This is a genomic window from Streptomyces triculaminicus (assembly GCF_017349075.1).
Lineage (GTDB): Bacteria > Actinomycetota > Actinomycetes > Streptomycetales > Streptomycetaceae > Streptomyces > Streptomyces triculaminicus.
The window spans coordinates 959,383-972,000 of sequence record NZ_JAFMOF010000003.1; the positions used below are offsets into that span (position 1 = coordinate 959,383).

The 12,618-nt window shown below is 75.0% G+C and carries 7 protein-coding genes; all 7 read left to right on the plus strand.

Going from position 1 to position 12,618, the window contains the following annotated elements; translation table 11 throughout:
* The 7 genes from J1792_RS22805 (at position 1) to J1792_RS22835 (ending at position 12,573) form a co-directional block, all read left to right on the plus strand.
* Positions 1-333 carry a hypothetical protein gene (locus J1792_RS22805; protein ID WP_086566849.1) on the plus strand — a complete coding sequence of 111 codons (333 nt, stop codon included), beginning with the start codon at positions 1-3 and terminating at the stop codon, positions 331-333.
* Positions 330-749, plus strand: coding sequence for a GPW/gp25 family protein (locus J1792_RS22810; RefSeq protein ID WP_086566848.1), 420 nt, complete (start codon positions 330-332; stop codon positions 747-749). The genes J1792_RS22805 and J1792_RS22810 overlap by 4 nt, the downstream gene beginning before the upstream one ends.
* A complete protein-coding gene (locus tag J1792_RS22815; RefSeq protein WP_372446154.1) occupies positions 746-3,940 on the plus strand; it encodes a putative baseplate assembly protein in 3,195 nt (1,064 codons plus the stop codon). The genes J1792_RS22810 and J1792_RS22815 overlap by 4 nt, the downstream gene beginning before the upstream one ends.
* Positions 3,937-7,851, plus strand: coding sequence for a putative baseplate assembly protein (locus J1792_RS22820; RefSeq protein ID WP_086566846.1), 3,915 nt, complete (start codon positions 3,937-3,939; stop codon positions 7,849-7,851). The genes J1792_RS22815 and J1792_RS22820 overlap by 4 nt, the downstream gene beginning before the upstream one ends.
* On the plus strand, positions 7,848-10,064 hold the full coding sequence (locus tag J1792_RS22825) for a hypothetical protein (RefSeq protein ID WP_207248067.1): 2,217 nt from the start codon (positions 7,848-7,850) through the stop codon (positions 10,062-10,064). The genes J1792_RS22820 and J1792_RS22825 overlap by 4 nt, the downstream gene beginning before the upstream one ends.
* 37 nt (positions 10,065-10,101) lie before the next feature.
* Entirely contained in the window at positions 10,102-11,583 is a 1,482-nt protein-coding gene (locus J1792_RS22830) for a DUF6519 domain-containing protein (protein WP_207248068.1), read from the plus strand.
* 114 nt (positions 11,584-11,697) lie between these two features.
* Complete coding sequence (locus J1792_RS22835) at positions 11,698-12,573, plus strand: peptidoglycan-binding protein (protein ID WP_207248069.1); 876 nt, start codon at positions 11,698-11,700, stop codon at positions 12,571-12,573.
* Positions 12,574-12,618 lie beyond the last annotated feature (45 nt).

Here is a 12,618-nt window from a genome sequence, read left to right on the forward strand (position 1 = left end):
GTGTCCGGGAATCTCCTGCACGTCAACGCGACGGTGACCTGCCCGCACGGAGCACGGGCCACGGTCCTGCCCGCGCAGGCGCGGGTCGTCGTGAGCGGGAACTTCGCCGCCTCGGTGGCCGACCAGTACACCGTCACCGGCTGCCCGTTCACGGTGGTGAACAAGCCGCAGCCGTGCGTGACGATCCGCTGGGTGGCGCCGTCCACCCGGATCAGGATCAACGGCTCGCCGGCCGTCCTGCGCTCCTCCACGGGCCTGTGCCAGAGCCCCGAGCAGGTGCCGCAGGGGCCGCCGAACGTGTCCGTGGTCCAGCAGAGGGCGGTGGGACGATGACGGGGCCGGGCGGCATCGCGGGGCTGAGGACGCCCGGCGCCGGTCCGCGCCGGACCGACATCGCCTTCCCGTTCCGGATCGGCAGCCGGGGCCGCACCGCGGAGGCCGGTTACGACGACCATGTGCGGGACCTGATCGAGCAGTTGCTGTTCACCAGCCCGGGCGAGCGCGTGATGCGCCCCGACTTCGGCTGCGGGCTGCTCGACCTGGTCTTCGCCCCCAACAGCCCCGAGCTGGCCTCCGCGCTGCAGCTGACGGTGCAGGCGGCCCTTCAGCGCTGGCTCGGCGACGTCATCGAGGTGGAGTCCCTCGACGTGGAGAGCGAGGAGAACGTGGTGCGGGTGCACCTGGTCTATGTGGTGCGCCGTACCGGATCGCGCCGCGTCGAGGAGTTCGAAGGGCGGGGAGCGGCGTGACGGGCGGGGCGACGACCGGAAACTGCGCCACCGGAAACAGCGCTACCGAGAACTGCGCCACCGAGCGCAGACGCGCCGACGTCCGGCGCGCACATCTCAACGGCGTCGACGGGATCGAGGTGTCCGACGACGGCCGCACGCTCACCGTCACGTTCCTCGGCAAGGCGCCCTCGCCGTGCCACATCGGCCCGCACAACATCCGCATCGACGGCGGCCGCCGGATCACCGGCATCCGCGCCGTCGAGGTGACCGTCGAGGCGGAGGAGGACCCGGAGCTCGACGACCGGATGTTCGTCACGCTCGACCGGGCCGGGGACACCTCCCGCTACCGGCTGGGCGTGGTCGAGGCCGATCCGTACGGGCGGCCGGGCGAGCAGCCCTACCGGGGCTTCGACCCGCGCTACCACCGGGCCGAGTTCGGCTTCGACGGCTCGTGCCCCACGACGTTCGACTGCCGGGCCGTCGAACCGTGCCCGCCGGAGGCCGCGCCGCGCCCGGTCATCGACTACACCGCGCGCGACTACGAGAGCCTGCGCCGCCTGGCCCTGGACCGGATGACGCTCACCGCTCCCGACTGGGTCGAGCGGCACGTCCCGGACCTGGGGGTGACGCTGGTCGAGCTGCTCGCCCACACCGCGGACCAGATCGGCTACCAGCAGGACGCGGTCGCCACCGAGGCCTACCTGGACACCGCCCGGCGCAGGGTCTCGGTGCGACGCCACGTCCGGCTGATCGACTACCCGATGCACGACGGGTGCAACGCCCGCGCGTTCGTGGCCCTGGAGGTGGACAGCGCCCTCACGCTCGAGGCCGGTACGTTCCGCTTCGCCGCCGTGGACGTCAGCGGGCTCGGGCCGCAGGAACGGCCGGACCTGGGGCCGGTGGTACCCGACGGAGAGCTCGACGCGCTCACCGAGAACGCCCTGGTGGAGGTGTTCGAACCGCTCGGCGGGTGCGACGTCGGCCTGCGCCCGGAACACAACGCCGTGCGCCTGTGGACCTGGGGCGACGAGGAGTGCTCGTTGCCCAGGGGCGCGACCGCGGCCACCCTGCGCGACGAATGGTGCGGGGGGAGCGGGAAAAAAGGGGGCGACGGCGGGGAGCGGGAACGCGCGCTCGCGCTGAGCCCCGGCGACGTGCTGCTGATCGAGGAGGTGCTCGGCCCGCGCACGGGCGCCCCCGCCGACGCCGACCCGGCCCACCGGCAGGCCGTACGGCTCACCTCGGTCACCCCCCTCGTGGACGAGCTGTACGACCAGCCCGTCGTCGAGGTGACCTGGTCCCAGGCCGACGCGCTCACCTTCCCGGTGTGCCTCTCCAGCCGTGGCGGCACCGACTGCGCGCCGCTGAGCGACGTCAGCCTCGTCCGCGCCAACGTCGTCCTGGTCGACCACGGCCGCTCGCTCACCCACTGCGACGACGCGCCCGAGGTCGTCCCCGTGCCGCCGGGCCCCGTCATCGTGCCCGGCTGCGAGCCGCCGTCCTTCGGCTGCGGCGACCGTACGGAGCCCGCCGGACCGGCCGCGGCCGTCCACCGCCTGCTGGACCGTACCCGGGCCGGGTACCAGCTGGAGCCCGACGACGTGCGCGAGCTGCACCACGTCGTGGGCGAGCCGGCCGTGGCCCGGGCCGGGCTCGGCCTCCACCCGGCCCCGGGCCAGGGCGGCGAGGAGCGGGTCTCGCCGCCCGACGCCGACGCGCAGGCCGCCGTCCTGGAGACCCTGCTCGCCCAGACCGGCTATCCGGACGTGCCGGCCCGCTTCCGCCCCGTCCTGCGATACGCGCCGGTCACCCAGGCCACCCCGTACCCGGCGTCCGGGCACGTCGCCGAGGGCCAGGCCGATCTGCTCGCCGGCGTGCCGGAGCGGCTGCGGCTGCGCCTGGAGGAGCTGTGGCGGCAGGTGTGCGACGGCGAGGAGCTGACGCCGGAGCAAGTCGACGAGCTCACGGTCGTCTTCGGCACCCGTACCCTCGAGAGGCTGCACCTGGGCCAGCGGCCCGCGCAGGCCCTGCGCGCCCTGTCGGCCCGCCGCGAACGGCTGCTGGCGGGCAAGCTGCGCCGGCTGTCCGTGCTGCTCGCCCGGGCCCGCGCCGGAGGCGTTCTCGACCGCCGGGTCGCCTGGGAGCTGCGGCACAGCTGGGGCGAGGCCTACGCCGACGGCATCGACCCGGACGACCCCCGCCTCGCCGGGCCCGCCACGGCGATCGTCCAGGACCCCCGCTCCGCCCTCCCCGCCGTCACCGCCCGGGCCGGGCGGAAGACCTGGCGGCCCCGCCGCGATCTGCTCTCCAGCGGGCGCCGGGACCGGCACTTCGTGGGCGAGCTGGAGGACGACGGCACGCTCGCGCTGCGGTTCGGCGACGGCGCGCACGGCGCCGCGCCGCCGCCCGGCTCCCGGATGGAGATCGCGTACCGGATCGGCGGCGGCCCGGCGGGCAACGTCGGCGCCGAGGCCATCAACCACCTGCTGCTGTGCGGCTCCGGCTCGCCGGACGTCATCCGGGTGCGCAACCCGCTGCCCGCCGCCGGCGGCACCGGCCCCGAGTCCCTGGAGGACGTACGCCGGCTGGCGCCCCTGGCCCTGCGGAGGACCCGGCTGCGGGCCGTCACCGCCGAGGACTACGCCGAGCTGGCCGCCGGCGTCCCCGGGGTCCGGCGGGCCGCCGCCGACATCCGCTGGACCGGCGCCGCCCAGGAGGTCCACGTGGCCGTCGACCCGCTCGGCGCCGCCGCGCCCGGACCCGTCCTGCTGGAGCGGGTCGGCCACGTCCTCGACGCCTGCCGGCGCATCGGCCACGACGTGGTGGTCCTGCCCGCCCTGCTCATCCCGCTCGACATCGCCCTGGCCGTGTGCGCCGCCCCCGGTTACCAGCGCGGGCACGTCCTCGCCGAGCTGCGCCGGGTGCTGGGCACCGGCGTCCTCCCGGACGGCCGCCTCGGCTTCTTCCACCCGGACGCCCTCACCTTCGGCGAACCCGTCCGCGTCAGCCGGCTGGTCGCCGCGGCCGCCGCCGTACCCGGAGTGGTGAGCGTCCAGGCCACCCGGCTGCGCCGCCTGCACCACCAGGAGGACGGCGAACTCGACGCCGGAATCCTGCGGCTGGGCCCGCTGGAGATCGCCCAGTGCGACAACGACCCGGACCGGCCGGAGAACGGCCGGCTCGCCATCGAGATCGGAGGCGGCCGATGAGCGGCCGATGCGACTGCGGCTGCCGGGGCACCGGGACGGCCACACCCGCCGAGGTCACCAACCCTCCCGGCCTGGGCGCCATCCGCTACCGGGTGGGCACCCACGGGGAGTTCCTGTCCTCCATGCTCGCCCGGCTCTCCGGGCCCGCCTACCCGGCGCTGCGCGACCTGACCGTACGCACCCCCGACGACCCGGCCGTCGCCCTGCTCGACACCTGGGCCGTCCTGGGCGACCTGCTCACCTTCTACTCCGAGCGGATCGCCAACGAGGGCTATCTGCGCACCGCCACCGAGGACGGTTCCCTCACCCTGCTCGGCCGGCTCGTCGGACACCGGCCCCGCCCCGGCGTGGCCGCCGGCACCTTCCTCGCCTACACCCTCGACCAGGATCCGCGGCCCGGCCAGGAGACGCCGGTGGTGATCCCCCGGGGCGCCCGCAGCCAGAGCGTGCCCGGGCCGGGGGAGGACCCGCAGTCGTTCGAGACGTCGGAGGAGCTGGCGGCCCGCTGGTCGTGGAACGAGCTCGCCGTGCGGCGCCGCCGCCCCTACCAGGTGACGCCGCGGTTGTTGGCGGAGCGCACCGAGCTGTTCGTCCAGGGCACCGCGAACAACGTCAAGCCCGGCGACCAGCTGCTGTTCGTGTTCAGCGCCGAGGAGTCCGCCCGCGACAAAAGGTTCCTGCGCACCGTTCCCCACGTCCGGCTCGACCGCGAGAACGACGTGACCGTGATCGGCCTGCCGGTGACGGCCCAGCCGTCGCTCAAGGGCCTGCGCGAGGAACTGGCGAAGTGGATCGACCCGGCCGAGAAGGAGCCGCCCAACCCCCGGCCGAAGGCGAGCCGCCTCGTCGACCGGTTCGACGAGGACGTCCTCGCCCCGCTGCGCCGGGACCTCGAGACGCTCAAGACCGCGAGCGCCTTCGCCGACCGGCTGAGCGCCGACGTGCAGCGGGCGGACGAGGCCGCCGAACTCGCCCGCCCCTACCGGGAGATCGCCGCCTGGTTCCGTACCCTGGCCGCGACGTTCACCACGCTGATCCGGCAGGCCCGCGCCCTGGAGCCGCCCCAGCCGGCGGACGCCGCACCCAAGCCGCCCCTGACGCCCCTGCCGCCCGGCGGCTCCCGGACGCCGCTCTACGACGGGCTGCGCCTGGGCACCGACCCCGCGCGGGAGGACGGCGGGCAGGCCGACGCGCCGGCCGGTCCGCTCCACGCGGCGGTCAAGGGCCTGGGCGCCCTGCTGCCCGCCCTGCGCACCACCCCCGTGCGGCCGCCGGTCAACGCCCGCCACCTCGCCCGCGACCCCGAGCGCCTCTACGCCCCCGGCTCCGACATCGGCGCCCAGCTGCTGGCCGCGCTCGACCCCAGGCTCCGCGAGGGCCTGAACGACGCCTGGCGGCAGGTGGACCTCACCGCGCCGTCGGCGCTGGCCACGGTGCAGGTGATGAGGGTCACCGCCACCCCCTTCGGGGCGACGGCGCCGCTCGTCCCCCGCTACAAGGACAACCAGATCGCCTACTACGAGGACTGGCCCCTCAGCGGGAACATCTCGCTCGACACGACGGTCACCTACGACAACGACGGCGGTGTCCCGGCGTCCATCGCGTTCACCTACTCGGTGGCCGAGGGCGCCTCGCCCTCGAGGGAACTCACCCTCCGCACCGACCGGGAGATGAACGAGAAGGTCTCCGACGTCGGACCGGGCGACGTGCGGGTACGCACCAAGCTGCCGCCTCGCCCGCCCGCGCCCGCAGGAAAGGACCCCGGCGCCGCCGCGTCCCCGGAGCCCCCGGACCCGCACCAGCTCGGCGTCTCCGCGGAGATGCTGCCCAAGCTGCCCCGGGCCACGGTGTTCGTCTCCCGGCCCGACGACCGGAACAAGGTGCTGGTGACGGTCACCGACGGCACCGACACGGTGCGGGTCACTCTCGGCCCCGACGAGCTCGGCCCGCAGCAGACGCTCGGCACGCTCAAGGTCACCGCGGCCCGCCGCAAGCCGAAGGACCTGCCCGCCACCGTCAGCGTCACCATCGCCACCCAGCTCGAGGTCACCGACCGCAACAAGCTCGCCCTCGACGCCGTGTACGAGGGCATCGCCCCCGGCAGCTGGATCGCCGTCGAGCGGCCGCGCAAGGGCAGCCCCGGACAGATCCCCGGCGGCAAGGAGTTCGCCCAGGTCGTCACCCGGGTCACCGATGTGCGCGTGCTCTCCCGCGCCGCCTTCGGCATCTCCGGCAAGGTCACCGAACTCACCCTCAAGGACGACTGGCTCGACGCCTACGACGTCAACCTCTCGCACATCAGGGACGCCACCGTCCACGCCCGCGGCGACGCCCTCCGCCTCGCCGAGGAGACGGTCACCGAGGACGTCGACGGCAACGAGATCGAACTGGCCGGGCTGTACGACGGGCTGGCACCCGGCCGCTGGGTGGTGTTCAGCGGCGAGCGCACCGACATCCCCGGCACCACCGGAGTACGCGGCACGGAGCTCGCCATGATCGCCGGCGTCGAGCAGCGCGTCGACCCCGCGCGGCCGGGCGACGCCGTGCACACCCTGCTCGTCCTGACCGCGGACCTCGCCCACCGCTACCGGCGCGAGAGCCTGCGCGTGTACGGCAACGTGGTCGGGGCCACCCATGGCGCCACCCGCGACGAGCCGATCGGCAGCGGCGACGCCGGGAAGGCCGGCCAGTCGTTCGTCCTGTGGCAGTCCCCGCTGACCTGGCTCGCCGACGACAACGCGCTGGGCGCGCGCAGCACCCTGGAGATCAGGGTGGACGGCGTGCTCTGGCACGAGGTGGACAGCCTCGCGGGCCGTGGCCCCCGGGAACGCGTCTACGTCACCGGCACCACGGACACCACCGGCACCGCCGACCCGGCCGCCGCAGGCCGGGTCACCGTCACCTTCGGCGACGGCGTCCACGGCGCGCGCCTGCCCACCGGCCACGAGAACGTCCGCGCCCGCTACCGCATCGGCGTCGGCAGGGCCGCCAACGTCAAGGCGGGGCGCGTCACCCAGCCCACCACCCGCCCGCTGGGCGTCAGCGCGGTGGTCAACCCGCTGCCCGCCACCGGCGGCGCCGACCCGGACGGTCCCGGCCTCGCCCGCCGCAACATCCCGCTTGCCGTCACCGCGCTCGACCGCCTCGTCTCCGTCGCCGACTACGAGGACTTCGCCCGCTCCCGGGCCGGCATCGGCCGGGCCAGCGCCCGCGAGGTTTTCGACGGCACCCGGCGCCGCGTTCATGTCACCGTCGCGGGCGTCGACGACATCGCCCTCGGCGACGACTCCGACATCGTGCGCACCCTGCGGACCTCCCTCGCCGCCCACGGCGACCCCCGGGTGCCGGTCACCGTGGCCGTGCGCGAGCTGGTGCTGCTCGTCGTCGCGGCCAACGTCAAGGTGCGTCCCGACCACTCGTGGGACCTGGTGGAACCGGCGGTGCGCCGGGCGCTGGCGGCCCGGCTCGGCTACCCGGCGCGCGAGCTCGGCCGGCCCGCCTACCTGTCGGAGGTGCTGGCCACGGCCCAGTCCGTGCCGGGCGTGGAGTACGTGGACGTGGACGCGTTCGCCGGGGTGCCCGGCAGCCTGACCCCACAGGGGCTCGAGGAGCTGCCGGAGCGGCTCAGGCGCCCCCAGGCGGCGGTGGACGCCCGGCTCGCCGCGTACCACGAGGACCGCTACACGGTCGCGCCCCCGGCCCCGCACACCACCGAGACCCTCACCGAGGTGGCAGCGAAGAACGGCATCACCGTCGCCGAACTGCTGCGGCTCAACCCCGGCATCACCGACACCCGGCCGCTGCCGAAGGGCCGCACGGTGTTCGTCTTCCGCGGCATCCGCCCGGCGCAGTTCGCGCTGCTCTCCCCGGACGTGCCGGACACACTGATCCTTAAGGAGGCACGGGCGTGAACCGTGAGCCCGACGGCCTGCTGGAGCTGCTCCCGCAGTGGCACCGGCTGCGCGACGCCGAGGCGGGGGAGCCGCTGCGCGCCCTGCTCGCCGTGATCGCCGAGCAGGTCGACCTGGTGCGCTCGGGCGTGGAACAGGGCTACGAGGACTGGTTCATCGAGACCTGCTCCGACTGGGCCGTGCCCTACCTCGGCGACCTCGTCGGCTACCGCATCCTGCCCGGGTACGAGGAGGTGCTGACCACCGGCCTGTCCCCGGGCGGCCCCGGCGGCGGCACGGCCGCCTCGCGGCGGCGCCTCGCCGCCCGGCTCGCCCCCCGCCGCGACGTCGCGGAGACCGTCGCCAACCGGCGGCGCAAGGGCACCCTGGCCCTGCTGGAACAGCTCTCGGCGTCGGTGGCGGAATGGCCCGCCCGGGCGGTGGAGTTCTCCCGGCTGCTGTCCGCCCACCAGCCGGTGCGGCTGCTCGGGGCGGGCCGGGACGCCGCGGGCGCGGCCCGCCCGGCCCGGGGCCGGCTGCTCGACGTCCGCGACGGATCCGCCCTGGACCTGCTCGGCGGGGCCTTCGACCCGGCCGCGCACACCGCCGACGTGCGGCGGGCCGGCTCCGCGCGCCGCAAGAGCGGCTACACCCCGGCCGGCGTCGGCCTGTTCGTATGGCGGCTGGGGGCCTACCCGGTCACCCACGCCCCCGCCTACTGCATCGACCGGGCCCGCAACCTCTACACCTTCTCCATCCTCGGCAACGACAGCCCGCTGGTGGTGAAGCCCGAGCCGGAGCCCTCTCCGTCGCACCTGGCGACCCTGGACGACGTCCCCGCCTTCATCCGCCGCCGGCAGCTCGCCGACCGGCTCACCGACCACTACGGCCCCGGCCGGTCGTTCACCATCTGGCGGGACGGCGGCGACGAACCGGTGCCGCCCGCCGACATCGTCGTGGCCGACCTCTCCGGCTGGCACTACCGGCCCCGGCGCGGCCAGGTCGTCGTCGACCCGGAGCTCGGCAGGATCGCCTTCGGAGCCCGCACCGCGCCCCGGCACGGGGCGTGGGTCAGCTACCACTACGCGTTCAGCGACGACACCGGCGGCGGGGAGTACCCCCGCGAACGCGACACCCCGCCCCGGGCCACGGTCTACCGGGTCGGGCCGGACGGCCCACACGAGCGCATCATGGACGCCTACGAGCAGTGGCGCTCCGACGGCGGCGCCGAGGCCGTCATCGAGATCACCCACAGCGGCGCCCACCAGGAACAGCTGGACTTCGACCTCTCGCCCGGGGAACGGCTGGAGGTGCGGGCGGCCGAGGGCGCCCGGCCGGTGATCCGCCTGCTCGACTGGTACAGCAACCGGCCCGACGCGCTCAACATCCACGGCAACCCCGGCGACGGGCCGCCGCCGCGCGTCGTCCTGGACGGGCTGCTGGTCACCGGGCGCGGCATCAACGTCACCGGCCCCGTCGGGTCCGTCGTCATCCGGCACTGCACGCTGGTGCCGGGCTGGTCGCTGGAACCGCGCTGCGAGCCGCACTCGCCGCAGGAGCCCAGCCTGGTCCTGGAATGCACCACGGCCTGCGTGGAGATCGAGCGCAGCGTGCTGGGCACCATCGAGGTCGTCGGCGACGAGGCCGGCACCGACCCGCTGCGCATCCACATCTCCGACAGCGTCCTGGACGCCACCGGCTCCGACCGCGAGGCCCTCTCCGGGCCCGAGTGCCGCCACGCCCACGCCGTGCTGCACGCCCACCGCACCACGGTGATCGGCGAAGTGCACGTCCACGCCGTCGACATCGCCGAGGACACCATCTTCACCGGCCGCGTCAGCGCCGCCCGCCGCGGCATCGGCTGCGTGCGCTTCAGCTACGTACCCCCGGGCTCGCGCACGCCCCGCCGCTACCACTGCCAGCCGGACGGCGTGCGCGCCGCCGTGCGGGAGAGGGCCGAGAAGGGCGAGATCGACCGGAAGGACGTCCCCGCCCTGCAGGACGCCGAGACGGCCCGGGTACGGCCGGTGTTCACCAGCGTCCGCTACGGCACCCCGGCCTACGGCCAGCTGGCCGACGGCTGCGCGCCGGAGATCGGCCGGGGCGCCGAGGACGGATCCGAACTCGGCGCGTTCCACGAGCTCTTCCAGCCGCAGCGCGAGGACAGCCTGCGCGCCCGGCTGGAGGAGTTCTCCCCGGCCGGCACCGACGCCGGGATCATCCACGTCACCTGACCCTGCCCGACGGGCACCTTCCCAGAGGAACCCACACATGCACGCAGACCTCTCCCGTCTCACCTTCCGGCCCGCCAAGCACTACTCCGGCGTGCTCGCCCAGCAGGGCCGGGTCCAGCTCGACGCGGACGCCAACGAACAGCACGCCATCCAGCAGCACCAGGCCCGCACCCTGGCCGCCGACCTGATCGGGCAGCACGGCGGCCCGTACGGCGCGGCCGGCTTCCGCATCGCCTACTGCCGGGGCGAGAACACGCTCGACAACCTGGCGATCCACGGCGGTCGTTACTACGTGGACGGCATCCTGTGCGACGCCGGCCGGCCGCCGGCGGGGATACCGGCCGGGGAGGGCTCGGGCCCCAAGTCCGCCGACGGCCCCGCGCCCGAGGGCGAGCCGGCCGGCGAGTCGGAGGGCGGGCAGAGCCCCTGCGACGACCCCGCCGTCTGGACGTACTGGAACCAGCCCGACGCCTACCGCGACCCCGAGAAGCCCGCCGACCGGCTGCCGACGCAGTTCCCCTACCTCGTCTGCCTCAGGGTCTGGGAGCGGGCGGTCACCGCGGCCGAGGACCCCGAGATCCGGGAGGTGGCCCTCGGCCCCGCCCTCCCGGACACGGCGGCCAGGATCAAGACGGTCTGGCAGGTGCTGCCCCTGCCCGCCGCCGAGCTGACCGTGCCCCAGAGCCCGACGGCCGCCCAGATCCGCGAGGCGTTCCGCACCTGGGCCGACGCCCGCCGCGCCCCGGCCGCCTCCGCCGCGTTCCGCGCCGAGCGCCCGGAGCGCACCGACGAGGAACCGTGCCTGGCCCGGCCCGAGTACCGCTACCGGGGCCCGGAGAACCAGCTGTACCGCGTGGAGATCCACACCGGGGGCACGGCCGAGACCGCCACCTTCAAGTGGTCCCGGGAGAACGGCTCCGTCGTCTTCCCCGTCGCCGCGCTCGACGGCACCTGGGTGGAGCTCGCCACGCTCGGCGGCGACGACAAGCTGGACCTGAACGCCGGGGACCGGGTCGAGCTCGCCGACTCCGCCTCCACCAGCCGCGGCGAGGGCGCCGAGCTGCTGCGGGTGGAGGAGGTGGACGTCCCCGGACGCCGGGTGAGGCTGAACGCCGAACCGGGCCCGGGCACCGGCAGGCTGCCGGGCCTGCACCCCTTCCTGCGCCGCTGGGACCACCGCGCCCCCGGGGCGCGCGGCACCGCCCGGCAGCACCGCGACGGCACGCTCAAGGTCGTCGAGGGCACCTGGCTGGCCCTCGAGGACGGGCTGCAGGTGTGGTTCGAGCCGGGCGGCCGCTACCGCCCCGGCGACTACTGGAGCGCGCCCGCCCGCACCGCCACCGGCACTGTGGAGTGGCCGGCGGCGGCCGACCGCCGGCCACTGCTGCAGCCCCCGGCGGGCATCGACGTCCACTACGCCCCGCTCGCCTGGGTGGGGGCCGACGGGGCGGTGACCGACCTGCGGTACACCTTCCGGCCGCTGGCGGCGCCCGTCGAGGCCGCCACGGCCGACGGGTGAACGACCCGCTTCCGGCCGACGGGTGAACGACCCGTTCCGGACCACCGTCCCGCCGGGCGCACGGCCGCCCGGCGGGCGCGGATCACACGCGTGCACATCCCAAGGAGGAGAACCATGGCACAGCCCTTATCCGCCGACCGACTCGTCGCCGCACTCCGCGAGGAGGGCCTGAGGGTCGTGGAGCACCGCAGCTGGCGCACCCACAACCGCAACGGCAAGGGACCGTGGGGCCCGGTGAACGGAGTGGTCGTCCACCACACCGTCTCCTCGGGCGCCATGAGCTCGGTCGACCTCTGCTACGACGGCTACGACGAGCTGCCCGGCCCGCTCTGTCACGGCGTCATCGTCAAGGACGGCACCGTCTACCTCGTGGGCAACGGCAGATCCAACCACGCCGGGCTCGGGGACGGCGACGTCCTCAACGCGGTCATCGCCGAGCGGCCGCTGCCCGAGCCCGACGAGAACGACACCGACGGCAACGCCCGCTTCTACGGCTTCGAGTGCGTCAACCTCGGCGACGGCAAGGACCCCTGGCCCGCCGCCCAGCTCGAGGCCATCGAGAAGGCGTCGGCCGCCATCTGCCGGGCCCACGGCTGGACCGAGCGCTCGGTGATCGGCCACAAGGAGTGGACCAACACCAAGAACGACCCGCTGGGCTTCACCATGGCCTCCATGCGTTCCCGGGTCGGCGCCCGCCTGCAGCGCAAGCCGGACGGCCCCCTGCCGAACCCCCCGCAGGGCCAGTACGCCCCCTTCCCCGGCAGCGACTTCTTCCGCGCCGGCCGGCGCAGCGCCCTCATCACCGCCATGGGCGTACGGCTCGTGGAGGAGGGCTGCGGCCGCTACGAGGAGGGCCCCGGCCCGGAGTGGACGGAGACCGACCGCGCCTCGTACGCGGCCTGGCAGCGCAAGCTCGGCTACTCCGGCCCGGACGCCGACGGCATGCCGGGCGAGACGAGCTGGACGAAGCTCAAGGTGCCCAAGGTCTGACGGGGCGCATAAAGGGCGACCGTGAGCCGATACCGCCCGCCTGCC

Excerpts from the sequence above, each read along its gene's own strand:
- J1792_RS22820 (WP_086566846.1), top strand. The coding sequence starts at position 3,937 with ATGAGCGGCCGATGCGACTGCGGCTGCCGGGGCACCGGGACGGCCACA.
- J1792_RS22835 (WP_207248069.1), top strand. The coding sequence starts at position 11,698 with ATGGCACAGCCCTTATCCGCCGACCGACTCGTCGCCGCACTCCGCGAG.
- J1792_RS22810 (WP_086566848.1), top strand. The coding sequence starts at position 330 with ATGACGGGGCCGGGCGGCATCGCGGGGCTGAGGACGCCCGGCGCCGGT.
- J1792_RS22830 (WP_207248068.1), top strand. The coding sequence starts at position 10,102 with ATGCACGCAGACCTCTCCCGTCTCACCTTCCGGCCCGCCAAGCACTAC.